The 22,680-nt window shown below is 64.8% G+C and carries 21 protein-coding genes and 1 pseudogene; 11 read left to right on the forward strand and 11 right to left on the reverse strand.

The window, feature by feature from the left end; translation table 11 throughout:
• Nucleotides 1-570: 570 nt before the first annotated feature.
• On the forward strand, nucleotides 571-1,323 hold the full coding sequence (locus tag K359_RS0102855; protein ID WP_029077989.1) for a transglutaminase-like cysteine peptidase: 753 nt from the start codon (nucleotides 571-573) through the stop codon (nucleotides 1,321-1,323).
• A 151-nt stretch (nucleotides 1,324-1,474) separates the two neighbouring features.
• Here the strand turns inward: K359_RS0102855 and K359_RS0102860 are convergent, their stop codons facing one another.
• The 6 genes from K359_RS0102860 to K359_RS0102885 all read right to left on the reverse strand — a co-directional run bounded on the left by K359_RS0102860 (nucleotide 1,475) and on the right by K359_RS0102885 (nucleotide 8,368).
• A complete protein-coding gene (locus K359_RS0102860; RefSeq protein WP_029077990.1) occupies nucleotides 1,475-2,674 on the reverse strand; it encodes an ABC transporter substrate-binding protein in 1,200 nt (399 codons plus the stop codon).
• A 134-nt stretch (nucleotides 2,675-2,808) separates the two neighbouring features.
• Nucleotides 2,809-4,647, reverse strand: coding sequence for a long-chain fatty acid--CoA ligase (locus K359_RS0102865; RefSeq protein WP_029077991.1), 1,839 nt, complete (start codon nucleotides 4,645-4,647; stop codon nucleotides 2,809-2,811).
• Between the two features lie 139 nt (nucleotides 4,648-4,786).
• Entirely contained in the window at nucleotides 4,787-5,566 is a 780-nt protein-coding gene (locus K359_RS0102870) for an ABC transporter ATP-binding protein (protein ID WP_029077992.1), read from the reverse strand.
• A 10-nt stretch (nucleotides 5,567-5,576) separates the two neighbouring features.
• On the reverse strand, nucleotides 5,577-6,335 hold the full coding sequence (locus K359_RS0102875) for an ABC transporter ATP-binding protein (RefSeq protein ID WP_029077993.1): 759 nt from the start codon (nucleotides 6,333-6,335) through the stop codon (nucleotides 5,577-5,579).
• Nucleotides 6,332-7,483, reverse strand: a complete 1,152-nt coding sequence (locus K359_RS0102880) for a branched-chain amino acid ABC transporter permease (protein WP_029077994.1) — start codon at nucleotides 7,481-7,483, stop codon at nucleotides 6,332-6,334. The genes K359_RS0102875 and K359_RS0102880 overlap by 4 nt, the downstream gene beginning before the upstream one ends.
• Nucleotides 7,484-7,492: 9 nt before the next feature.
• Nucleotides 7,493-8,368, reverse strand: a complete 876-nt coding sequence (locus K359_RS0102885; protein WP_029077995.1) for a branched-chain amino acid ABC transporter permease — start codon at nucleotides 8,366-8,368, stop codon at nucleotides 7,493-7,495.
• A gap of 293 nt (nucleotides 8,369-8,661) precedes the next feature.
• On the opposite strand from K359_RS0102885, the gene K359_RS0102890 reads away from it, so the two are divergent.
• Together K359_RS0102890 and K359_RS0102895 are read left to right on the forward strand one after the other, a co-directional pair.
• Nucleotides 8,662-9,414, forward strand: a complete 753-nt coding sequence (locus K359_RS0102890; RefSeq protein ID WP_029077996.1) for an ABC transporter ATP-binding protein — start codon at nucleotides 8,662-8,664, stop codon at nucleotides 9,412-9,414.
• Nucleotides 9,411-10,931, forward strand: a complete 1,521-nt coding sequence (locus K359_RS0102895) for a hypothetical protein (RefSeq protein ID WP_029077997.1) — start codon at nucleotides 9,411-9,413, stop codon at nucleotides 10,929-10,931. The genes K359_RS0102890 and K359_RS0102895 overlap by 4 nt, the downstream gene beginning before the upstream one ends.
• 69 nt (nucleotides 10,932-11,000) lie before the next feature.
• Here the strand turns inward: K359_RS0102895 and K359_RS0102900 are convergent, their stop codons facing one another.
• Nucleotides 11,001-11,939, reverse strand: a complete 939-nt coding sequence (locus K359_RS0102900) for an alpha/beta fold hydrolase (protein ID WP_029077998.1) — start codon at nucleotides 11,937-11,939, stop codon at nucleotides 11,001-11,003.
• Nucleotides 11,940-12,113: 174 nt separating this feature from the next.
• Between K359_RS0102900 and K359_RS0102905 the strand changes: the two genes are divergently transcribed.
• From K359_RS0102905 to K359_RS57090, 3 genes are read left to right on the forward strand one after another with little or no spacing between them, the layout of a single operon-like run.
• The gene (locus K359_RS0102905) at nucleotides 12,114-12,929 is read left to right on the forward strand and encodes an MBL fold metallo-hydrolase (protein ID WP_029077999.1); all 816 of its coding nucleotides are present in this window, start codon (nucleotides 12,114-12,116) and stop codon (nucleotides 12,927-12,929) included.
• A 45-nt stretch (nucleotides 12,930-12,974) separates the two neighbouring features.
• A complete protein-coding gene (locus tag K359_RS0102910; protein WP_035975862.1) occupies nucleotides 12,975-14,033 on the forward strand; it encodes an amidohydrolase in 1,059 nt (352 codons plus the stop codon).
• A gap of 11 nt (nucleotides 14,034-14,044) precedes the next feature.
• Nucleotides 14,045-14,977: a GNAT family N-acetyltransferase gene (locus K359_RS57090; RefSeq protein WP_051345948.1), complete on the forward strand. Its 933-nt coding sequence runs from the start codon at nucleotides 14,045-14,047 to the stop codon at nucleotides 14,975-14,977.
• Between the two features lie 7 nt (nucleotides 14,978-14,984).
• On the opposite strand, the gene K359_RS0102920 is transcribed toward K359_RS57090, so the two are convergent.
• The 3 genes from K359_RS0102920 to K359_RS0102930 form a co-directional block, all read right to left on the reverse strand.
• On the reverse strand, nucleotides 14,985-16,241 hold the full coding sequence (locus K359_RS0102920; protein WP_029078001.1) for an aminopeptidase: 1,257 nt from the start codon (nucleotides 16,239-16,241) through the stop codon (nucleotides 14,985-14,987).
• A gap of 118 nt (nucleotides 16,242-16,359) precedes the next feature.
• Nucleotides 16,360-17,721 (reverse strand): 3-carboxy-cis,cis-muconate cycloisomerase, encoded by a 1,362-nt coding sequence (gene pcaB, locus K359_RS0102925; protein WP_029078002.1) that lies wholly within the window; start codon nucleotides 17,719-17,721, stop codon nucleotides 16,360-16,362.
• Between the two features lie 72 nt (nucleotides 17,722-17,793).
• The gene (locus K359_RS0102930; RefSeq protein WP_029078003.1) at nucleotides 17,794-18,183 is read right to left on the reverse strand and encodes a carboxymuconolactone decarboxylase family protein; all 390 of its coding nucleotides are present in this window, start codon (nucleotides 18,181-18,183) and stop codon (nucleotides 17,794-17,796) included.
• A 132-nt stretch (nucleotides 18,184-18,315) separates the two neighbouring features.
• Between K359_RS0102930 and K359_RS0102935 the strand changes: the two genes are divergently transcribed.
• Genes K359_RS0102935 through K359_RS0102950 form a run of 4 tightly spaced genes read left to right on the forward strand, consistent with a single transcriptional unit; the run spans nucleotide 18,316 to nucleotide 21,921 of the window.
• Complete coding sequence (locus K359_RS0102935) at nucleotides 18,316-19,275, forward strand: tripartite tricarboxylate transporter substrate binding protein (protein WP_029078004.1); 960 nt, start codon at nucleotides 18,316-18,318, stop codon at nucleotides 19,273-19,275.
• A gap of 19 nt (nucleotides 19,276-19,294) precedes the next feature.
• A complete protein-coding gene (locus K359_RS0102940) occupies nucleotides 19,295-20,182 on the forward strand; it encodes an NAD(P)-dependent oxidoreductase (protein ID WP_029078005.1) in 888 nt (295 codons plus the stop codon).
• Nucleotides 20,179-21,159: a Gfo/Idh/MocA family protein gene (locus K359_RS0102945; protein ID WP_029078006.1), complete on the forward strand. Its 981-nt coding sequence runs from the start codon at nucleotides 20,179-20,181 to the stop codon at nucleotides 21,157-21,159. The genes K359_RS0102940 and K359_RS0102945 overlap by 4 nt, the downstream gene beginning before the upstream one ends.
• 6 nt (nucleotides 21,160-21,165) lie before the next feature.
• Nucleotides 21,166-21,921 (forward strand): GntR family transcriptional regulator, encoded by a 756-nt coding sequence (locus K359_RS0102950; RefSeq protein WP_029078007.1) that lies wholly within the window; start codon nucleotides 21,166-21,168, stop codon nucleotides 21,919-21,921.
• Nucleotides 21,922-21,931: 10 nt separating this feature from the next.
• Here K359_RS0102950 and K359_RS65750 read toward each other — a convergent pair whose 3' ends face one another.
• The gene (locus tag K359_RS65750; protein WP_256375138.1) at nucleotides 21,932-22,060 is read right to left on the reverse strand and encodes a hypothetical protein; all 129 of its coding nucleotides are present in this window, start codon (nucleotides 22,058-22,060) and stop codon (nucleotides 21,932-21,934) included.
• 355 nt (nucleotides 22,061-22,415) lie between these two features.
• Here K359_RS65750 and K359_RS58565 point away from each other — a divergent pair.
• Nucleotides 22,416-22,680 (forward strand): annotated as a pseudogene (locus tag K359_RS58565) (IS110 family transposase); the annotation flags it as partial.

A 22,680-nucleotide genomic window follows, 5' to 3' on the forward strand; every position in this document is an offset into this window, starting at 1 on the left:
TGACTCAAGAATATCCGAATGATTTTGCCTGCATATCATCGGATAAAGCTCGACGAAACTGTCCTGTGCTTGCGCAAGGTGCTTCGATCGCGCCGTTTGAGCGGGTGTGACTTGGCTCACTCTTGTATGAGTCGTGTAGTTCTGATTTGTGCGACGGTACCGTAAGGTGGGATTGCAGCCAAGATACGTATTTGACCACGTATTCGTGGTATTGACCGGCATTTCTGTACTTGCCTCTATTTCCCCGCAGCCCCGAGAGGGCATTTGACTCCAAATTCCCGGCCAAAGCTGTGAGTTAGCTTACAAATCACAGCAGTCCCGCGCGCGGACCGGCCGGTTAACCAGGAGGCAAGCATGAGACGGAAGACGGTGGATAAAGGTTCGCCGGTTCGTTTCACAAACCGGTAAAGTTTTCGGGACCCGGCCCACGCGCCCTTCAGCCTCTCGTCCGGTTTCCCCACATCTTAAATCGATTCGAACGGATCGCTTGCCATGCTGGACGGCATGAAACGATCCGGTCGCGTGCGCGGTGCAGCATCCACCCGCCGAAGAGCGGACAGGGGGTGTCACATGGGATTCTCGGTTCGCTCATTTGCGCTGCGCGCCGTCATGCTCGGCGTCGGCCTCGCGCTGGCCGCGCCGGCCGCCGAGCTCAACGCCGCCTCGCTGCTTTCGCCCGGCCCGGCAACGCTGTTCAGACAATCGACCGAGCCGTTTGGCCTCGCGACCAGCCTGCTGGCCGACGGCGGCCTGCATGACAAATGGCGCGGCGTGCAGCGCCAGCTCGCCGACGAGCTGGTGCAGCTCGCCATCTGTGAAGGCGACCGCACCGGTTGTGCATCGCCGGAGGCGCTGCGTTTCCTCGCGATCGTCGATGCCGGACGGGCGCGCGACGGCCGCGCCCGGCTCGGTGCGATCAACCGCGCGATCAACCTCGCGATCCGCCCGGGCAACGATCTTGCGACCTATGGCGAGCCCGACGTCTGGGCGACGCCGCTCGCCACCTTTGCCCGCGGCAGCGGCGATTGCGAGGACTATGCGATCGCGAAATTCGTGGCGCTACGCATCGCCGGCGTCGCGCCGGAAGATCTGCGGATCGTCGTCATGCATGACCTCATCGGCGGCGAGGACCATGCCGTGGTCGCGGCGCGGCTCGACGGCCGCTGGCTGACGCTCGACAACCGCCGCATGGCGATGATCGAGGACGCCGACATCAGGAGTTTTCGGCCGACCTTCGTGATCGACCAGCATGGCGTCAGCCGATATGTCGATGCGCCGCTCGTCGCCGAAGCCGCATGGCGGCCGGCTGCGCGGGGGAATTGACGCATCCGGTTCAGGAGCGCTGACCGGCCGCGACGGATCGCGTTGCGGTCTCGACGTCATTCCGGGGCACGCGTGAGCGTGAACCCGGAATCTCGAGGTTCCGGGTCTGGTGCTGGCGCACCATCCCGGAACGACGGTGAGTTTCGCCCGCTCAGAACATCAAATTGTCCTTCACCAGCACCCAGCGGCCGCCCTTGACCTGCTGGACTTGCGTGATGGTGTTGGCGAGATGATCGGTCTTGGTGAACTTGGTCGGCGGCGAGCTGAAGATGTCGAGGAACTTGTCGCCTGACTCCAGCGCGTCCAGCATCTTCTGGCCGGTGAGATCCTTGCCGGCCTTCTGCGCGTAGAAGGCGAAGGTCATCACCGCGTTATAGCCGATGATCGCCTGGGTGTTGGCGTCGGAGTTGAACATCTTCTTGTAGTTGAGCAGCCAGTCCTTCACCTTGCCCTTGGCCGTGTCCTCATAGGGAATCTCGAAGCCTGACGCCGCGTAGAGTCCCTCGACGGCCTCCTTGCCGAGCGCCGGCACTTCGAGCACGTTGGTCGGGGTGGCACCGAGGAAGGTCACGTCCCAGCCGAGCTTCTTCGCCTCGTTCATCGCGCCGATGGTCTCGCGGATCACGGTGCCGAGCACGACGAGGTCGCAGCCGTCGGACTTCATCTTGGCGACCTGCGCCGAGAAGTCGGAAGCGCCGCGCTTGTAGCTCGTCACCGAGGCCGGCTGCACCTTCATCGCACCGAGCTGCTGCGTGAAGCCGTCGAGCACGTTTTTGCCGTACTCGTCATCCTGATGCATGATGCAGGGCTTCTTGAAGTTCTTCCAGTCCATCATGTATTTGAGCGCGGCGCGCGTGCTCTCGACATAGGGCAAGAGGTTGTTGAACTTCAGCCGCTCCTGCGGCTTGGCGGGATCGAACTTGAAGGTGAATTCGGCAGCGGTCAGCGGGAACAGCTGCAGCACGCCGGCATCGAACAGGATGTCTTGCGCGGCGAGCACGGTCGGCGAGCCCATCGGGCCGATCATCGCGAACACCTTGTCGCGCTCGACCATCTTCTGCGAGGCCAACACGGCCTTCTTCGGGTCGTAGCCGTTGTCCTCGAGGATCATCTTGATCTTGCGGCCGTTGATGCCGCCGCTGGCATTGATCTCCTCCACCGCCATCTTCATGCCGTTGGACACCGGAACGCCCCAGACCTTGATCGGGCCGGACAGGTCCTGATGCGTTCCGATCACGATCTCGGTCGGCGAGATGCCTTCATTGGTGACCTTGGTCTGGGCTGCGGCCGGCAGACAGGTCAGCGCCAGCGCGCTCACCGCAAGGCCCAGCGCCTTCAGCGATTTCGACATTGCAGTCTCCTCCTTCAGTGGCCCATGTTGAGCGAAGGGTCGGGCCTGCTCGCTCCTTCGCCAAGTCCGTCGTCGCATCTATTCTTGAGCATGATCTATTCGGAAAACCGCTTCACACTTTTCCGGACCATGCTCTATGCCACCGCCCGCGCGCCATACATGGCGTCGATCTCGGCCGCGTAGCGCTTGTTCACAAAACTGCGCTTCAGCTTCATGGTCGGCGTCAGCTCCTCATCCTCGGGCGTCAGCTGGCGTTCGATCAGGTAGAATTTCTTGACGGTCTCGACGCGGGCGAATTTCACGTTGACCGCCTCGATCTCGCGCTGGATCAGATCCTGGATCTCGCGGGCGCGGCACAGGCTCGCGTAATTGGTGAAGGGGATGTCCTGGTCCTGGGCGTATTTCTCGACATTCTCCTGATCGATCATAATCAGGCAGGTAAGATACGGCCGCTTGTCGCCGATCACGACGGCGTCCGAGACGTAGGGCGAGAATTTGAGCTGGTTCTCGATCTCGGACGGCGTGATGTTCTTGCCGCCGGAGGTGATGATGATGTCCTTCATCCGGTCGGTGATCTTCACATAGCCTTCGTTGTCGATGGCGCCGACATCGCCGGTGTGCAGCCAGCCTTTTGCGTCGATCGTCTCGGCGGTCTTCTCCGGCTGGTTGAGATAGCCCATGAACAGGAAGTCGCCCTTGATCAGGATCTCGCCCTTCGGGCAGATCATCACCTCGCCCCAGGGCGCGGCCTTACCGACCGAGCCGAGCTTGATCCGCTCCGCCGGCATCATGGTCGCGACGCCGCAATTCTCGGTCTGACCGTAGACCTCGCGCATGTCGATGCCGAGTGCGAGATACCAGCGGATCAGGTCCGGCGAGATCGGCGCCGCGCCGGTCAGCGCGATCCGGCAGCGGTCGAGCCCGAGCATGCGGCGGATGTTGCGGAACACCAGCCAATAGGCCGCGCGGTTGGCGAGCCGCAGCGACAGCGGCGGCGTCTCACCCTCAAGCCGGCACTCGGTCATCCGGTTGCCGATCGCAAGCGCGCGGGCGTACATCCAGTTCTGGAACGGGGTCGCATCCTTCAGCGCGATGGTGATGCCGGAATAGAACTTCTCCCAGATCCGGGGCACCGCGAGGAACGCAGTCGGCTGCACCTCGCGCAGATTGTCCGGCACCGTCTCCGGGCTCTCGGCAAAATTCATCACCGAGCCGAGCGCGAGCGAGAGGTAATAGCCGCCGACCCGCTCGGCGACGTGGCAGAGCGGCAGGAACACCAGCCGCTCCTCGTTGTCGGTCGAGGGGTAGAGATCGTTGGCATGGCGCATCTGGTGCGTCACGCTGCGGTTGGAATGCATCGCGCCCTTGGGCGGACCTGTGGTGCCCGAGGTGTAGACCAGGATCGCGAGATCGGAGGCGGTGCGGCTGCCGGTCATCTCGTCCCACAAGGCGTCATTGCCCTGCGCATGATTGCGGCCGAGCGCCGTGAACTCGGCAAGCGACAGCACCATCGGATCTGAGAAGCCGCTCAGGCCCTCCATGTCGAAGACCACGACCTTTTCCAGCGTCGGACAGCTCGACCGGCAGGTCAGCACCTTGTCGAGCTGTTCCTCGTCCTCGACGAACATGACCCGCGTGCGGGAATCGTTGAGGAGATATTCGACCTGCGCCGCCGAATCGGTCGGGTAGACGCCGGACGAGACGCCGCCGGCGCACAGGATGCCCATGTCGGCATAGACCCATTCCGGCACCGCGTTGGCGATGATCGAGGCGACGTCGCCGGGGCGGAAGCCGGTCGCATGCAGGCCAAAGGCGATATCCCTGGAGATCTGCAGCCACTCGCGCCAGCTGGTCGGCTGCCAGATGCCGAACTTCTTCTCGCGGATCGCGGGCTTGTCACCACGCGTCTGTACCGCGAGCAGAAAGCTCCTCGCGATCGTGTCGGCAACCGTCAGCACCGCTGGTCCTGCCATGCGCGCTCCCTCCTCTGCCGCCTGCCTCACGTGCCGGGCCTTCGTGCCGGTCTTGTTCGCGAAACAGGCCTGAAATCTAGCTCCAACTCGTTCCCAACGCCAAACCTTCCTCAGCGCCAGCTTTCTTCAACGCCGACCTTCAACGCCACGTCTTCTTTTTCTTCCAGCGCCGCTCACCCCGCGCGCCGGCTTCCTTGGCGCCGAGATAGAACTCCTGGATATCCGGCGAATTCATCAGCCGCTCGCAGGTGTCGTTCATGACGACACGCCCGATCTCCAGCACGTAGCCGTAATGCGCGGTCTCCAGCGCGATCTTGGCATTCTGCTCGACCAGCAGGATCGACATGCCCTGCTCCTCATTGACGCGGCGGATGATGGTGAAGATCTCCTTTACCAGGATCGGCGACAGCCCAAGCGACGGCTCATCGAGCAGCAGCAGCGTCGGCCGGTTCATCAGCGCCCGCCCGATCGCGAGCATCTGCTGCTCGCCGCCCGAAAGCTGCCCGGCCGGCTGGCCGAGTCGCTCCCTCAGCCGTGGAAAATAGCCGTAGACGCGCTCGAGGTCCTGCGCCACACCGTCGCGGTCCTTGCGCAGATAGGCGCCCATCATCAGGTTTTCGCGCACCGACAGGAACGGAAACACCTCCCGCCCCTCCGGCACATGGCTGAGGCCGAGCCGCACGATCCGATCGGCCTCCATGCGCTGGATCGGCTTGCCCAGGAATTCGATCGAGCCCTTCTGCGGATCGAGGATGCCGGAGATCGTCTTCAAAACGGTGGTCTTGCCGGCGCCGTTGGCGCCGAGCAGCGTCACGATCTGACCGCGCGGCACCTCGAGGCTGATGCCGCGGATCGCCATGATCGGCCCGTAATAGCTCTCGATATTGGAGAGTTTGAGGATGATGTCTGATGTGCTCATGGCATCATCCTCATGCGCCGAGATAGGCTGCGACGACGTCGGGATGATGCTGCACCTCCGACGGCGAGCCCATCGCCAGCACGCGGCCGTAGTTCAGCGCAATCACGCGGTCGGAGACCCGGTTGACCAGCGTCATGTCGTGCTCGACCATCAAGACCGTGATGCCGAGCTCGCTCTTCATGTCGCGAATCCAGAACGACATGTCGTCGGTTTCCTCGACATTGAGGCCCGACGACGGCTCGTCGAGCAGGATCAGCTTCGGCTCCGAGCACAGCGCTCGCGCCAGTTCGATCACCTTGCGTACGCCGTAAGGCAGGCCCGATATCAGCTTGTCGCGATAGGGCTCGAGATCGAGGAATTCGATCACCTGCTCGACCCGCCGGCGATGTGCCTTCTCGCCGGCGCGGACGCTCGGCAGGAACAGCAGCTCCTGCCAGAGCTGGGTGGTGGAGTGGCGATGGCGTCCGACCAGGAGATTGCTCAGCACGGTGGCATTCTCGAACAGCTCGATGTTCTGGAAGGTACGGGCGATGCCGAGCCTCGCGATATCGTAGGCCGGCTCCTGGGTGATGTCCTGATCCTCGAAGAAGATCCTGCCCGAGGTCGGCGGATAGATCCGCGAGATCAGGTTGAAGATCGAGCTTTTGCCGGCGCCATTGGGCCCGATGATCGACAGGATCTCGCCCTTCTCGACCGCGAAGCTGACGGCATCGACCGCCTTGAGGCCGCCGAAATGCAGCGACAGGTTCTCGGCGCGGAAATAGCTCATCTGTTCCGCTCCGATTTCACGTAGATCTTCTGCCGCTTGAAGGTCGCGCGCTTGTAGAGCGGGAACAGCTGGAAGAAGAGCTTGATCTTGAGCCAGCGGCCATAGAGCCCGAGCGGCTCGAACAGCACGAACACCACGATGATGACGCCGTAGATCGCGCCCTTCAGCCCGTTGGCGGAGGCAAAGGCTGCGACCGCGTCCTGGATATGTCCGGCGCGCTCCGTGCCGGCGCCGAGGGTTGCGGCAATGCCTGCGATCACGCCGGGCATATCGTCCTTCAGATAGGTCAGGAACGGATCGATCATGACCAGGAAGATCGCGCCCAGCACCGCGCCATGCAGGCTGAAGGTGCCGCCGATCAGGATCACGATGATGAACTCGATCGAGAGCTGCAGCGTGAACATCTCGGGCGAGATGAAGGAGAGCTTGTGGGCGAACAGCACGCCGGCGAAGCCGGTGATCGCCGCCGAGATCGCGAACGACTTCACTTTGTAGAGCGCGACATTGATTCCCATGCTGCGCGCCGCGGTCTCGCTGTCGCGGATCGCGACAAAGGCGCGGCCGGTCGGCGAGCGCAGCAGATTGAGCGTGCCGACGATGGTCAGCACCAGCACCGCGAGGCAGAGATAATAGAAAGTCGGGCCGTCGCGCAACATCGTGGTGCCGAACAACTGTATGGCCTTGACCCGCATGCCCTCATTGCCATGGGTCACGCTTTCCCAGCGCGCCAGGATTTCCTCGACGATGAAGGCAAACGAGATCGTCGCGATCACCAGATAGATGCCCTGCAGCCGCAGCGCCGGAAATCCGACCAGCGCGCCGACCACGCCGGTCAACAGCCCCGCCGCGAGGAAGTAGACCGGAAACGGCACGTTGAATTGCTGCAGATAGGCCGCGGTGTAGGCGCCGATCGCCAGAAACGCGGCGTGGCCGAGCGAGGCCTGTCCGGTGAAGCCGGTCAGGATCAAGAGCCCGACGCCGACGGTTGCATAGATGCAGACGAAGACGAGCTGGCTCATCAGGTAGCTTGAGAGCACGTAAGGCGCGATCAGCAGCACCGCCAGCAACAGGCCGTAGGAATAGACATAGCCCGAATGTGGGAACAGCCTGATGTCGTCTTCATAATTGGTCTTGAAGAGAAACCGCATCCTCGCTCCTCAAACCTTCTTGCGGACGTGAAGGCCGAACAGGCCTTCGGGCTTGAGCAGCAGCACCGCGAGCAGCACGATGTAGGGCGCGACGTCCTTCCATCCCTGCGGCAGATAGAAGCCGGCCATGCTCTCGATCACGCCGATCAGGACGCCGCCGACCACAGCACCGGGGATCGAGCCGAAGCCACCGAGCACGGCGGCCGGAAACGCCTTCAACCCCAGCACCAGGCCGACATTGGAATGGATGAAGGTGATCGGCGCCAGCAGCACCCCGGCGCAGGTCGCCACCGCCGCCGAGATCGCCCAGACGATCGACACCACGCGCTTGACCGGAATGCCCATGTAATAGGCAGCCAGCATGTTCTCGGAGCTGGCGCGCATCGCGGTGCCGAGCGTGGTGCGGTTGAAGAACAGAGAGAGCAACGCGCACAGGATGATGGTCGCCGCGATCACCGACAGCTTGTCATAGGCGAGCACCAGGCTGCCGATCCTCAAGACGCCCTGGCTGAACGGGGTTTCGATCTTGAAGTCGTCGGTGCCCCAGATCATGCCGGTGATCGAGCGCAGGAAATAACCGAGCCCGATCGTCGCCATGATGATGGAGAATTGCGGATAGCCGAGGATCGGTCGCACCACGACCCGCTCGGCCAGCATGCCGAACAGCGCCATGCAGATCACCGCACCGGCGAATCCGACCCAGTAATTCAGCCCGAGCATGCCGATGAAGGTGAAGGCGAAAAAGCCGCCCAGCATCATCAAATCGCCTTGCGCGAAATTGACGACCTCGGTTGCCTTGTAGACCAGCACGAAGCCGAGCGCGATCAGGCCGTAAACGCAGCCGAGCGCGATGCCGCTGACGAGCTGCTGAACAAAGTCCAGCATCCTTCCCTCCCCGATGCCCGGCGATTCTTTCCGATCGCTCGTTGCATCCCGCCTTCGCGCCCTTGTGTCGGAAGCGCTGAAAGCTGCCTATGTCCGCCCCGATTGAGCCAAAAGGCCCGATCCCTGTCAACAAACCCTTGATCCGTAAGCATCATCACATTTGCGGATAAATGCCGCAGCACGGACTAATACGGATATCAGCTTCGATTTGTCCTGCGCGATTCACCGCACCGAAACGGTTTTTGTCCAAGCTCACGCAACCGAAGAGCGCAATCCCGGATCGCCACCACGCCATGACATCCGAACTGTCGGCACTCGCCGTGCGAGGGTTAACCAAGCGTTTTGACCGCCCGGCGGTCGACGCGCTCGATCTCACCATCCGTGTCGGCGAATTCTACGCGCTGCTCGGGCCGAACGGCGCCGGCAAGACCACGACCTTGCGCATGGTGGCGGGCCTGCTGCGGCCCGATGCCGGCTCGGTGTCGATCCTGGGCATCGATGCGCTGGCCGATCCGGTCGCCGCCAAGCAGATCATGGCCTGGGTGTCCGACGAGCCGATGATCTATGACAAGCTGACGCCGCTGGAATATCTCGAATTCGTCGCCGGCCTCTGGGGCATCGACCCCCGCACGTCGGAGCGGTCGGCGCACGATCTCCTGATATCGCTTGGGCTCGAGCCGCATCTCAACCAACGCTGCGAAGGCTTCTCCAAGGGCATGCGCCAGAAGGTGGCGCTCGCCGGCGCGCTGGTGCACGATCCCCGCCTGATCATTCTCGATGAACCGCTGACCGGCCTCGACGCGCTGTCGGCGCGTCACGTCAAGGGCCTGCTGCAGGAGCGCGTCCGCGCCGGCTGCACCGTGATCATGACGACCCATATTCTCGAAGTCGCCGAACGGATGGCCGACCGCATCGGCGTGATCGCGGCCGGCCGGCTGATCGCCGAGGGCACGCTGGCCGAGCTGCGGGAGCAGAACGGCCGCAACGACACGACCCTCGAGGACATGTTCATCGCGCTGGTCGACACCGAGGCGGCAGCCGCGTGAGCTCGACCGCCCATCTCACCTGGTTCGTCCGCCACGAATTCCGCCTAGCCTGGCGCGAATGGCTGGCGATGATGACCGGCGGCCGGCGCCGGCGCAACCGTGCCGTGATCGGGTTGTTGTTGTTCGCGGCGATCCTGCATCTGCCGGCCTATGCCGTGGTCGCCCGCTATGTCGACCTGCGGTTTCCGCTCGACCCGTCGTCGCTGATCGTGCTGACCGCGACGATCTTCCTGTCCTGGGCATTGATGCTGTCGCAGGCGATCGAGTCGGTGACGCGGGTGTTCTATGCCCGCGCCGATCTCGATTTGATCATGTCGTCGCCGGCAAAGCTGACCAACATCTTCTCGATCCGGATCGCCGCGATCGCGCTGACGGTGAGCAGCATGGCGCTCTTGCTGTCGACGCCATTCGTCGACGTGCTGGTCTATCTCGGCGGCCCGCGCTGGCTCGCCGGCTTCGGCGTCGTCCTTGCGATCGGGCTGTCGGCGGCGGCTGCCGCGATCGCCGTCACCGCTTTCCTGTTTCGCCTGATCGGGCCGAGCCGGACCCGGCTGGTGGCGCAGATCGTCTCCGCCGTCATCGGCGCCGGTTTCGTCATCGCCCTGCAGGTGGTCGCGGTGCTGTCCTACGGCACGCTGTCGCGCTTTGCGTTCCTGACCTCGGATACCGCGGCTCGAATTGCCCCCGCCCCCGACAGCCTGCTGTGGTGGCCGGCGCGGGCATCGCTCGGCGATCTCGACATCATGCTGCTGCTGCTCGCCGCTGCGCTGGTGATGCTCGGCGTCGTGATGGCGGTGTTCGCACCACGGTTTGCCGACACCGTCGCGAGCGTCGCCGCCAATCCAGCTGCGGTGACGCGGGGGCGCGCCCGCGCATTCCGCCCCGGCTCGCGGCAGCAGGCGCTGCGGCGCAAGGAGTTTCTGCTGCTGCGCCGCGATCCGTGGCTGCTGTCGCAGACCCTGATGCAAATGCTCTATCTGGTGCCGCCGGCGTTGATGCTGTGGCGCAGCTTCTCCGGCACCTCGACCGCGATCGTGCTGATCACGCCCGTCATCGTGATGGCCGCAGGCCAGCTCGCCGGTGGGCTCGCCTGGCTGACCATCTCGGGCGAGGACGCGCCCGATCTGGTGGCGACCGCGCCGCTGCCGCCGTCACGCGTGACCCGCGCCAAGGTCGAGGTCGTGCTGATCGCGATCGCCGTCATCTTCGCGCCGCTGGTGGCCGCACTGGCATTTGCCTCGCCGCAGCAGGCCGCGGTCACGGCGATCGCGATCGTCATCGCGACCGCATCCGCCGCCGCGGTGCAACTCTGGTTCCGCGTCCAGGCCAACCGCAGCCAGTTCCGCCGGCGCCAGACCTCCTCCCGCATCGCCACCTTCGCGGAAGCCTTCTCCTCGATCGGCTGGGCGGCAACCGCGGCGCTGGTCCTGACGATCCCGTCGGCCGCGCTCGTCAGCGGCATTCTGACGCTGTTGACGCTCGTCATCGCCTGGAAGATCAGCCCGCGGCGCGCGTGAGAACCACGCTAGATTCTTGTTTGACGCGTTTCTTCACGCGAACCGGTATCCACTTCGCTCGAAAACGCTCTAGCCTTTCACCAGCTCCATCACCGCCGCGGCGAACGCCTCCGGGGCTTCCTGCGGCAGATTGTGTCCGGCGCCCGGGATCACGCGATGGGCCCGGCGGGCGGTGTATTTTGCCGCGCTGGCGCTGCCGTCGCGCGCAGGCGTCACGCCGTCGTCGGCACCGTCGAGCGAGATCGTGGGGGCGGTGATCACCGGCAAGGCGGCCAGCCGCCGCTGCACCTCCGCATATTGCGGATCCCCGTCGGCAAGGCCGAAGCGATGCCGATAGCTGTGGATCACAACGTCGACATAATCGGGATTGTCAAATGCGAGCGCGCTACGCTCGAAGCAGGCCTCATCGAACGCCCAGCTCGGCGACCATTGCGACCACAATAGCTTCGCGATGCCGCGCCGGTTGGCGGCAAGCCCGGCGCGCCCGCGCTCGAGTTGGAAGTAATACTGATACCAGAGCGCCGCCTCGTGATCCGGCCGCGCCGGCACCATCGCATGTGCGATGTCCTGGGTCATGTAGCCATTGGTGCAGACGAGCCCGATGCAGCGCTCCGGCCAGAGCGCCGCACCGACCGAGGCGGCACGGCCGCCCCAATCGTAGCCGGCGAACACCGCGCGCTTGATGCCGAGCGCATCCATCAGCGCCATCATGTCGGCCCCGACCGCCGCCTGCTCGCCCGAGCGCGGCGTCGCCTTGTCGCGGAAGACCGTGGGTCCGTAGCCGCGCAGATAGGGCACGATGACGCGGCAGCCCTGCGCCGCCAGGTCAGGCGCGACGTCGACATAGGAGTGAATGTCGTAGGGAAAGCCGTGCATCAGCATCACCGCCGGGCCGTCGGCGGGGCCGGCCTCGTAATAGGCGATGTTGAGCGCGCCTGCATCGACATGGCGCAAGGGCTCGAGCCGCTTGGTCGATGATGCGCGCGGCGAAGGGGCAGTGTCAGTCACGCATAACTCCCTGATCGCTGTGATCTGCTCGGCATGGTAGCGCGTCCTGCCGGATTAATCCCCCGGATCGTGTTGCACTCAGCGCCATGGAGCGATGCGCCGGTCTCATCATGACGGCACGCCAATTGCGCGATAGTCTCGCGGCCGCGGATGCCGCCGCAGACGGAACAGGTCATGCTGAGATTGCTCGCCGCACTCGTCGTGCTCGGAACGTTGACCAGCCACGCCTTCGCGCAGGACGCCCAGCGCAGCGAATGCCTGGCGATGGCGAGTGCGCCGCCGCGCGCCATTCCGGTGAACTACCGGCGCGTCGCGGCCAAGGCCGATGAGGTCGCGATTACCTATGCAGGCCATTCGACGTATTACATCGACACGCCGGGCGGTATCCGGATCGCGACCGACTACAACGGCGTCTATCAGACCGGGCGGCTGCCCGATGTCGTGACGATGAACCGGGCCCACGCGACGCATTACACGCTGTTCCCCGACCCCAGGATTCCCCACGTGCTGCACGGCTGGGGCGAGAAAGGCGGGGCCGCGCATTATGCGATGCGGATCGGCGACGTCTATATCCGCAACGTCACCACCGACATCCGCCGCTACTGGGGCGAGGGCTCCGGCGGCGAGATGATCAAGGACGGCAATTCGATCTTCATCTTCGAGGTTGCCGGCCTCTGCATCGGCCATCTCGGCCATTTGCATCACAAGCTCGACGACAGCCATTTTGCCGCGATCGGCCGACTCGACATTGTGATGGTGCCGATCGACGGCACCTATACGATGTCGCTCGACGGCGTCTCCGAGATCACCAAGCGGCTGCGTGCCGCCGTCGTGCTGCCGATGCACCGCTTCGCGACCCCGCTCGACGAGTTCATGCGCCTGATCGGCCAGCAATTCGAGATCGACCGCCGCGGCGGCGAGCGCACGTTGCGGATTTCGCGCGACACCCTGCCGGCGACGCCGACGGTGATCATCCTCGACGGGGTGTGAAGTCTCTTACAAGAAGAAGCAAAACCAAACGGGAGTGAAGAATCGATGGCCACCAGCACCAGCACTCTGCCCGCCTCCGCCAGCGGGCTCTATGCCAACCCGCGCCAAGACTGGCTCGCCCAATATACCGAGGAGATCATCGATCCTGGCAGGCCGATCGTCGATCCGCATCACCATCTCTGGGATCGTGGGGGCTTGCGCTATCTGGTCGAGGAGATGCGCGACGACATCGCCTCCGGCCACAACATCGTTGCCACCGTCTATGTCGATTGCCGGTCGATGTATCGCGCCGACGGCCCGGAGGCGTTCCGCCCGGTCGGCGAGGTCGAGTTCGCCAACGGCGTCGCGGCGATGGCGGCGAGCGGCGGCTACGGCAAGGCCGCGATCTGCGCCGGCATCGTCAGCCACGTTAATCTTCTGATCGGCGACCAGGCCAAGGCGGTGCTGGAGGCGGAGATCGCCGCCGGCAACGGCCGGTTCCGCGGCATCCGCCACTCCTCGGCCTGGGACGAGGACCCCAACGTCGCCCACATGTATGCGAACCGGCCGAAGGGAATTCTGCTCGATTCCACCTTCCGCAAGGGCTTTGCCTGCCTGGCACCGCTCGGCCTCAGCTTCGACGCCTGGCTGTTCCACCCGCAGATCGACGAGCTCACCGACCTCGCCAGCGCCTTTCCCGACACAAGGATCGTGCTCGACCATTGCGGCGGCCCGGTCGGCACCGGCCGGTTCGCCGGCAAGCGCGCCGAGACCTTTCCGGTCTGGAAGGCGTCGATCCAGGAGATCGCCAAATGCCCGAATGTCGTGGTCAAGCTCGGGGGGCTTGCAATGCGCCTGCTCGGCTACGACTTCCACCTCCGCCCCCGGCCGCCGTCGTCGGAGGAACTCGCCGCCGCCTGGCGGCCCTATGTGGAAACCTGCATCGAGGCCTTCGGCCCAAGCCGTTGCATGTTCGAGAGCAACTTCCCACCTGATAAGGGGCAGTGCAGTTACCAGGTGATCTTTAACACCTTTAAACGGCTTGCTTCACAATATAGCGAAGCCGAGAAGACCGCGTTGTTCTCGAAGACGGCAAAGGATGTCTATCGGCTCGATATCGGGTAAGCTCTCGACTCATGGATGACGGCATCACCATCCGACCGCTTCGCGAGGCTGATGCGGAAGCGGTGGTCGCACTTTACGCAAAGGCAGCTGCGGTGGAACCGCGGCTGGGACCTGTCACGCTGCCGCAATGGGACCAGTTCCTGAAGCTGCCGCAGAATCGTGGCGGGCGCGACTTTCGTATTGCCGAGCGGAATGGCCGGCTCGTCGGCCTCGCCGAATCCTCGTTGCGCGACCAGGGCGCGCATCATTCCCGGTTCCTCAAGATCGTCGTGGCGCCCGAGATGCGCCGCCGCCGGATCGGCCTCGCGCTGATCGACGACATCCTTGCGATCGACGCCGATCCCGATCTCACCGTGCAGACGCTGGTGAGCAGCGATTGGCCGGCAGGAATGGCCTTCGTGACCGCCTTCGGCTTTGTTCATGTCGAGTCCGAGATCGGGATGAAGTGCGTCGAGCCGTTGCAACCGGCCCGTACGCTTGCGGCCGCCCGCGCCACCATCGAGCAGGTGACCGACGTCACCGCTTGCGCGGCCGAGGTCGCACGCATCCACAATGCCGCCTATGCCTCGGACGCCGCATTCCGCCTGTATTCACCGGAGGAGATGGCGCAGGTGCTGACCGAGAGCGGGGTCTGGATCGCGTCGGAGGATGGGCAGGTGTCGGGATTCTGCCTGACCGAGCCGGAGCGGAACTCGATGTGGATCGAATCGGTCGCCGTCGACCCGGCGCGGCAGGGACGCGGGCTCGGCCAGCTCTTGGTCTATCGCGTGCTGAGCGCACACGACGTCTCGGTTGAGCATCCCTGCTGGCTCAACGTCTCGAGCCGCAACGCGCCCGCGCTGAAGATCTACCGCCGGCTCGGCTTCCGGCCGCAGCACGAGACCTGCCGCTTCAGCGCCCCGCGCCGCGAACTGATCGCCGCGCGCGAGCGCAAGCCTCGCTAGCCGCGCCCTACGCCCACTCGCCCTTCCGGAACACCGGCACACTGCGGCCGTCGGCATGGATGCCGTCGATGTCGGTGTCGGCCGAGCCGATCATCCAGTCGATGTGGATCAGGCTCTTGTTGCCGCCCTGCTCGGCGATTTGCTGCGGCGTCAGCCTGTCGCCACAAACGAAGCATTTCGAGTAGCACTGGCCGAGCGCGATGTGCGAGGCGGCATTCTCGTCGAACAGCGTGTTGAAGAACAGCAGCCCGCTCTTCGAGATCGGCGAGGAATGCGGCACCAGCGCGACCTCGCCGAGGCGGCGTGCGCCCTCGTCGGTGTCGAGCACCTTGTTCAAGACTTCTGCGCCGGGCGAGGCCTTGGCCTCGACGATGCGGCCCTCCTCGAACTTGACCGAAATATTGTCGATCAGCGTGCCTTGATAGGACAACGGCTTGGAGCTGACGACGTGGCCGCTGACGCGGCGGCAGTGCGGCGTGGTGAAGACCTCCTCGGTCGGGATGTTGGCATTGCAGACAATGCCGTTCTTGGCGGTCGAGGCGCCGCCTTCCCATTCATGGCCGTCGGCGAGCCCGATCGTGAGATCCATTCCCGGACCGGAATATTTCAGCGCGTGGAAGCGCTGGCCGTTGAGCCAGTCGGTGCGTTCGCGCAGTCTGGCATTGTGCTTGTCCCAGGCGGCGACGGCGCCATCCTGATCGACCCGGGACGCGGCGAAGATCGCATCCGCCAGCTTGGCGACCGCGACGTCCTCGGCATCATCGGGGAACATCTGCTTCGCCCAGGACGCACTCGGATAGGCGATGATGTTCCAGTTGGTGTCGAAATTGACGATCTTCTCCAGCGCCGGCTGGTAGGCGATCGAATTGGCCTTGCTGGCGCGCGCGACTTTCGCCGGGTCTTCGCCCGACAGCAGCATCGGATTGTCGCCGACGATCGCAAGCCGCGCGGTGTTGGCGCCGAACGCCTTCGCCATGCCCTCGTAAAGCCAGCCCGCGGCGCGATCGAAGCTCGCATCGTTGGCGTAGCGGTAGCGCGCCAGCGTGAGCTCTTCGTCGGAGAAGAACGGGGTCACGATACCGGCGCCGGCCTTGTAGGCATGCTCCACGACCCGCCGCACCAGCGGCATTGCCACTGAGGGTGCCGTCAGCAGCAGATCCTGCCCCGGCTGCAGCTGCAGGCCGACCTTGATCGCGACTTCGGCGAGCCGATCGAGTTTTACAGGATCGATCGAGGCGGAAAGGTTGCGTTGATGTGCGGTCATGAAGTGTCCGGCCGTGTCGTTTGAGGGTGTTGAGGATTCGTAGTCCAATTCGATCCGCATTCGCAAGGTTCCCGCCCGCCGCACCCGATCACGCGACGGCGAGCAATTGCCTCGAATTTTACCGCTTCACTGAATTAAGCACCCGGTCGACCATCTCGGGCGCGAGGCCGAGATAGTTTTTCGGTGCGGTGAGGCGGTCGATCGTCGCCCGATCGATCCGGCTTACGACGCGTTGATCCGCGGCGAGCGCCGCGGCCAGCGTCAGGCCCTTGTCGTTGGCGACACGGCAGGCGTCGTAAACCACATCATGCGCCTCCTGCCGCCCGATCGCGGGCGCCAGGCCCATCATTACGGCCTCCGCCACAATCAGCCCGCGGCTGATGTCGAGATTGTCGGCCATCCGCTTCTCGTCGACGATCAAGCCGCCAAGCGCGAATCTGGCCTGATGCAGCGCGCCGGCGGTCAGCACGAAGCTTTCCGGGATCGCCATCCACTCGGCGTGCCACGGGCCGGTGGCGCGCTCGAAATCCTGCACCATCGCATCCAGCATCAGGCCGGCATGCTGGCGCACGGCCTTGGCGGCGGCGAGCATCAGCTCCGACGAGATCGGGTTGCGCTTTTGCGGCATTGTCGAGGACGCGCCGCGTCCCTTCACGAAGGGCTCGTAGACCTCGCCGAACTCGGTCGAGGCCATGATCATGATGTCGAGCGCGATCTTGCCGAGCGTTCCCGTGACCAGCGCCAGGAAATTCACCGCTTCCGCCAGCCCGTCGCGCGCGACATGCCACGTGGAGACCGGAACGCCGAGGCCAAGCTCCTCGCACAGCGCCTTCTGCACGTCGAAGCCCTTGTCGCCCAGCGAGGCCAGCGTGCCGGCGGCGCCGGCGAACTGCCCGACCAGCACGCGCGGCTTCAGCTCCGCCAAGCGCGCGGCATGGCGATCGAAGGCCGCGAGCCAGATCGCGGTCTTATAGCCGAAGGTCACCGGCAGCGCCTGCTGCAGATGGGTGCGGCCGGCCATCGGCGTGTCGCGGTAGCGTTTCGAGAGATCGGCGAGGATGGTGCGCAATGCAGCAATGTCGGCCTCGACAATCCTGAGACCGTCGCGCAGCTGCAGCACCACGGCGGTGTCCATGATGTCCTGCGTGGTCGCGCCCCAATGAACATAGCGGCCGGCCTCGCCGCACTGCTTCACCATCTGATGCACCAGCGGCAGGATCGGGTAGCCGACGACATCGGTCTCCTGCTTCAGCAGGTCGAAGTCGAGTGCGGCGACATCGGTACGCTCGGCGATCTCCTCGGCAGCTTCCGCCGGGACCACGCCGCAGCGTGCTTCGGCCCTGGCCAGCGCGACCTCGACCTCGGCATAACGGGAGATCAGCCGCAGATCGGAAAACACCTCGCGCATCTCGCTTGTGCCGAAGGCATCGCGAAACAGCACGGAATCGAGCACGGTGGTCGAGGTGGGGAAGCCGGACATGGACAGATCCTTGGGCGCATCCTATTGCCGATCGCAGTCGGCAAAGTCCCTATCACGGCGCAGCCCTGCGCCCTACCCCTCGGCAGGCACCTCGCCGAACACCTCGGCTGCGATCTTGCTGGTCTCGATCGCAGCCGGAATGCCGCAATACATCGCGACCAGCAGCAGCACGTCCTGCACCTGCGCGGCGGTGCAGCCGTTGGCCAGCGCGCCCTTGGCATGAACGCGGAACTCGGCGGGCTTGCTGCTCGCCGCGGTGATGCCGAGCATCACGAGGCTACGGATCTGGTCGGACAGCCCGCTGCGCTCCCAGACGTCACCGTAGACATAAGCATTGATGATGTTTTGCAGCGGCGTGCCAAAATCACCGGCAGCCGCCATCCGCTTGGCGACATCGCCCTCGCCGAACATCTTCTGACGCCGCCGCAGCCCGCGCGCATGGAGATCGCTGATGTCGACCATCGTCTGGCTCCCTGTATGGGCTATTTATACGGATAATTATGGCGCACCTCAATATTGCGAAAGGCCTTCCGCTTGCATTTCTGACGTATTTATCCGTATAAATTTATCAAAGCAGGCGCGAAGGGGACCGGAATGAAGTTACGGCTGGGGCTGCTTGCCGTCCTGCTCTCGGCACTTCCGGTCCTGCCGGCTCTCGCGGCGGACGGCTTCCCACAACGACCGCTCAAGATCATCGTGCCCTTCCCGGCCGGCGCCGGCCCCGACAATGTCGCGCGGCTGGTCGGCCAGCATCTGCAGGACGCCTTCGGCCAGACCGTGCTGATCGAGAACCGCGCCGGCGCGCTCGGCAGCATCGGCGCCCAGGAAGTCGCCCGCAGCGCGCCCGATGGCTACACGCTGCTGATGGGTACCAACACGACCCATGCCAGCAACGTCGCGACGCTCAAGAGCCTGCCCTACGACCCGGTGAAGGATTTTGCGCCGGTCATCCGCACCACCACGACGGCGATGGTGCTGCTGGTCAACCCGAAGCTTGCGGCCAAGGACCTGCCGCAATTCCTCGCTTACGCCAAGGCCACTCCCAATCTGACCGCGGGTTACGGCTCCGGCGCGTCGCAGATCTCGATCGCGCAGCTGCAATCGCGCGGCGGCCTGTCGCTGATCGCCGCCTCCTATCGCGGCGTGCCGCAGGCGATGACCGACGTGATGGCGGGGGTGATCGACCTGACGTTCGGCGATTTCTCGGTCGCGATCCCGCAGATGCAGGGTGGCACCTTGCGTGGCATCGGCGTGACGTCGGCGACCCGCAACGAGCTCACCCCGGGCCTGCCCGCGCTGTCGGAAGCGATGCCCGGCTTCGAGGCCACGATCTGGTACGGGCTGTTCGCGCCGGCCGGCACGCCGGAGCCGGTGGTCAACAGGATCTACGCCGAATGCGCCAGGTACCTCGCAATGCCGGAGACGAAGAAGAAGCTCGCCGATGTTGGCGTGATCGTGGCGCCGCTGGCGCCCGCCGAGTTCGGCGCCTTCGTCAGGAGCGAGGTCGTGCGCTGGTCGGCGGAGGTCAAGGCGGCCGGCATCCAGCCGCAATAGACGAGAGCTCTGTCGCATCATGGCTCGCGAGACACCTGTTGGCATGATTGGCCTGGGGCTGATGGGATCGGCCCTCTCCGCGCGGCTGATCGACGCCGGCGTAGGCGTAATCGGCTTCGACATCGATGCCGCGAAGAACGACGGCTTGAGGGCCAGCGGCGCCGAGTTCGCCGCCTTCGCCGCCGATGTGGCGGCGCACTGCCGGACCATCGTCATCGCGGTGTACGACGCGGGCCAGGTCAAGGGACTGCTTCCGGACCTCGCCAACGCGGCGGTGCCGCCGCTGGTGATCTGCACCACCACCTGCGCGCCGGGCGAGATCGCTGTGATCGCCGAATTCGCCTCGCGCTCGCGCTTTGCCTTGATCGAGGCGCCGATCTCGGGCACCAGCGCCGAGGTCCGCGCCGGCACCGCCACCGCGCTGGTCGCCGGCGATGCCGATGTCATCGACGCCGCCGAGCCGACGCTCGACATCCTCTGCCCGCAGCGGATCAATGTCGGTGCGATCGGCAATGCGAGCCGCACCAAGCTCGCCATCAACCTGATCCTGCAGAACAACCGCGCCGCGCTGGCCGAGGGCATCGCCTTTGCCGAGAGCCTGGGCCTCGACGGCGCCACGTTCCTTGCGACGGCGCGGCAATCGGCGGCATATTCCAAGGCGATGGACAGCAAGGGACGGAAGATGCTGGCGCGCGATTTCTCGCCGCAATCGCATATCGCGCAGACCTTGAAGGATACCGAGCTGATCCTGCGGGAGGCCCGCCGGCACGGCCTGCCCTTGCCGCTGACCTCAGTGCAGGCCGAGCTGCTGCGCGCGGCGGTCGCGCTCCAAGGCCCCGAGAGCGACAGCGCCGCCGTGATCGAGGCGATCCGTGCCGGGCGCGGCCGGGATGAGGGGCATTCATGATCAATTGTGCGATCATGGGCCTCGGCCGCTGGGGCCGCGCGCTGGTCGAGGCCGCGCAGAACGAGCCGCGGCTCAGGATCACAAGCGCGGTCGAACCCGACAGCAAGGGCGCCGCGAGTTTCTGCGCGGCGCATGGCCTGTCCGCCGCGACGAGCCTGGAGGCCGTGCTCGCCGCGCCCGAGATCGACGCCGTGCTGCTGGCGACGCCGCATTCGCTGCACCGGAGCCAAGTGATCGCGGCCGCCGCGGCCGGCAAGCAGGTGTTTTGCGAGAAGCCGCTGGCGCTTCGGCGCAACGACGCCGCCGAGATGTTCGCGGCCTGCCGCAACGCCGGCGTGCTGCTCGCGGTCGGGCATAATCGCCGGTTCTGGCCCTCGATGCGGGCGCTGCGCGCGATCACAGCCTGTGGCGAGCTCGGCACGATCCTGCATGTCGAGGGCCACAACAGCAACGAGAACTCGCAGACCATCACCCAGGGCTGGCGGCTGTCGCCCGAGGAGTCGCCGGGCGGCGGGCTGACCGGCGCGGGACTGCATGTGCTCGACGGTTTCGTCAGCCTGCTCGGCCCCGTACGCCAGGTCTATGCCCGGTTGAGTGCGCGCGCCGTCGGGCCGCCGCCGCTCGACACTGCAACCTTGGCGATTGAATTTGTGAATGGCGTGAGCGCAACCCTTGCGACAATCCGCGCAACACCGTTCTATTGGCGCGTGCATGTGTTCGGAACGAAGGGATCTGCCGAAGTGCTCGACGAGGTGACGATGGTGCTGCGGAAATCCGGCGAGGTGCCCGCGACGACGCGCTATCCGGCGGTCGACACGCTCACCGCGGAACTCACAGCCTTTGCCGATGCGGTCGAGGGCAAGCAGCCGTTCCCGGTGCCGGAGGCAGATGTGCTGGCAACGCTCGCTGCATTCGAGGCGGCACTGCAGTCGATGCAGACAGGACATCCGGTCGCCTGCCATACGGCATACCAGTGACCCACCATGTCTGAACAACCGGACAGGGCGAGATCGTCCCGCTATCGCGACATCGCCACCGGACTGCAGAGGGACATCCGTCTCGGCACCTACGCGGTCGGCAATCTGCTGCCGACCGAGACCGAGCTGATGGCGAGCTTCAGCGCGAGCCGCCAGACCGTGCGCGAGGCGCTGCGCATCCTGATCGAACAGGGCCTGATCGTGCGCCGCGCCGGCCTCGGCTCGGTGGTGATCGCATCCGAGCCGCCGGTATTGTTCACCCACAGCGTCAAGTCGCTCGGCGAGTGGCTGCGCTACTCCAACGAAACCTACCGCGACGTCGTGGCTAGCAGCGACATCGTCGCCGACCGCAAGCTGGCCGGGCTCCTGAAATGCGAGCCCGGCAGGAGCTGGTTCTTGATCGAGGCGGTGCGCCGCTCGGACCAGTTCGCCGCGCCGCTCGGCTGGACCGAGATCTACGTGCTGCGCCGGTTCGCCGATGTCGTGACCCGCAGCGACCATGGCCGCACCCCGGTGCATGAGCAGATCGCCAAGATGTACGGCCAGGTCACCGAGCGCGCCCAGATGGAGATCTTCGTGCGGGGCATGCCGGCGCCGATTGCCAAGGCGCTCGGCGTCAAGACCGGCTCGCCGGCGCTCACCGTGGTACGCCGCTACTACGGCCTGCGCGAGGAACTGTTCGAGGTCACCATCACCACGCACCCCGAGGGGCGCTACACCTACACGATGGACATGCAGCGCTCGCTGCGACCGAAGCTTTAGGGGAAACGCCTTATCGCGCCCGCGCCAAATGCGTGCTGGCAGAGGTGTGCGCCATCTGCGGGGTGCCGCTCACGCCCCAGATCGCGACCGCGATCAACGCGGCCGCCCAGACATATGGCACAGCATTCAGCTTCTTCATTCCGAGATCATCCCCAACGTCCTGGGAGCACTGATCAGTCTCACGACCCTGGTCGTGAATCTCACGACCTCGATCATCAGCGTCTCACCAGGCATCCGTCCTCACAACGCTACTAAGGTTAGACCTTGTCGGTTTCAGGACGCCTTCGTGCCAATCCGGAAATGATTTCGTCGGAACCGGCCTCTCTCATCCCAATTGATGAGACCGCGGGCCCGACCGGCTTCGGCTCCATTCGAGACAAAGGCAAAGAGAATTTTCTGCCCAAATTTGATGGTGTGGAACGGCCCTTCGAACCGGCATCAAAAGTGCCTAACGTGGTCGCTTCGAGAGGCGCCACAAGGGAAGGACCGTTCCAATGGAGAAGATTATCACAGTAGGTTTGGATTTGGCTAAGTCGATCTTCCAAGTGCACGGGATCGGCAACGACGGGAGAGTATTGGTTCGCCGCATGTTGCGACGATCGCAGGTGCTGCCATTCTTTCGAGCGCTCTCCTCTTGCCTGGTCGGCATGGAGGCTTGTGCGAGTGCACATCATTGGGCGCGCGAAATCGCGGCCCTGGGGCATTCGGTCCGCATGATGCCACCGGCCTATGTGAAGCCTTATGTCAAACGAAATAAGA

The sequence above is a fragment of the Bradyrhizobium sp. th-b2 genome (assembly GCF_000426785.1).
In the GTDB taxonomy this organism is placed as follows: Bacteria; Pseudomonadota; Alphaproteobacteria; order Rhizobiales; family Xanthobacteraceae; genus Bradyrhizobium; species Bradyrhizobium septentrionale.

Coding starts and splice junctions, on each gene's coding strand:
- K359_RS0102855 (WP_029077989.1), top strand. CDS start 571: ATGGGATTCTCGGTTCGCTCATTTGCGCTGCGCGCCGTCATGCTCGGC.
- K359_RS0102860 (WP_029077990.1), bottom strand. CDS start 2,674: ATGTCGAAATCGCTGAAGGCGCTGGGCCTTGCGGTGAGCGCGCTGGCG.
- K359_RS0102865 (WP_029077991.1), bottom strand. CDS start 4,647: ATGGCAGGACCAGCGGTGCTGACGGTTGCCGACACGATCGCGAGGAGC.
- K359_RS0102870 (WP_029077992.1), bottom strand. CDS start 5,566: ATGAGCACATCAGACATCATCCTCAAACTCTCCAATATCGAGAGCTAT.
- K359_RS0102875 (WP_029077993.1), bottom strand. CDS start 6,335: ATGAGCTATTTCCGCGCCGAGAACCTGTCGCTGCATTTCGGCGGCCTC.
- K359_RS0102880 (WP_029077994.1), bottom strand. CDS start 7,483: ATGCGGTTTCTCTTCAAGACCAATTATGAAGACGACATCAGGCTGTTC.
- K359_RS0102885 (WP_029077995.1), bottom strand. CDS start 8,368: ATGCTGGACTTTGTTCAGCAGCTCGTCAGCGGCATCGCGCTCGGCTGC.
- K359_RS0102890 (WP_029077996.1), top strand. CDS start 8,662: ATGACATCCGAACTGTCGGCACTCGCCGTGCGAGGGTTAACCAAGCGT.
- K359_RS0102905 (WP_029077999.1), top strand. CDS start 12,114: ATGCTGAGATTGCTCGCCGCACTCGTCGTGCTCGGAACGTTGACCAGC.
- K359_RS0102910 (WP_035975862.1), top strand. CDS start 12,975: ATGGCCACCAGCACCAGCACTCTGCCCGCCTCCGCCAGCGGGCTCTAT.
- K359_RS57090 (WP_051345948.1), top strand. CDS start 14,045: ATGGATGACGGCATCACCATCCGACCGCTTCGCGAGGCTGATGCGGAA.
- K359_RS0102920 (WP_029078001.1), bottom strand. CDS start 16,241: ATGACCGCACATCAACGCAACCTTTCCGCCTCGATCGATCCTGTAAAA.
- pcaB (WP_029078002.1), bottom strand. CDS start 17,721: ATGTCCGGCTTCCCCACCTCGACCACCGTGCTCGATTCCGTGCTGTTT.
- K359_RS0102930 (WP_029078003.1), bottom strand. CDS start 18,183: ATGGTCGACATCAGCGATCTCCATGCGCGCGGGCTGCGGCGGCGTCAG.
- K359_RS0102935 (WP_029078004.1), top strand. CDS start 18,316: ATGAAGTTACGGCTGGGGCTGCTTGCCGTCCTGCTCTCGGCACTTCCG.
- K359_RS0102940 (WP_029078005.1), top strand. CDS start 19,295: ATGGCTCGCGAGACACCTGTTGGCATGATTGGCCTGGGGCTGATGGGA.
- K359_RS0102945 (WP_029078006.1), top strand. CDS start 20,179: ATGATCAATTGTGCGATCATGGGCCTCGGCCGCTGGGGCCGCGCGCTG.
- K359_RS0102950 (WP_029078007.1), top strand. CDS start 21,166: ATGTCTGAACAACCGGACAGGGCGAGATCGTCCCGCTATCGCGACATC.
- K359_RS65750 (WP_256375138.1), bottom strand. CDS start 22,060: ATGAAGAAGCTGAATGCTGTGCCATATGTCTGGGCGGCCGCGTTGATC.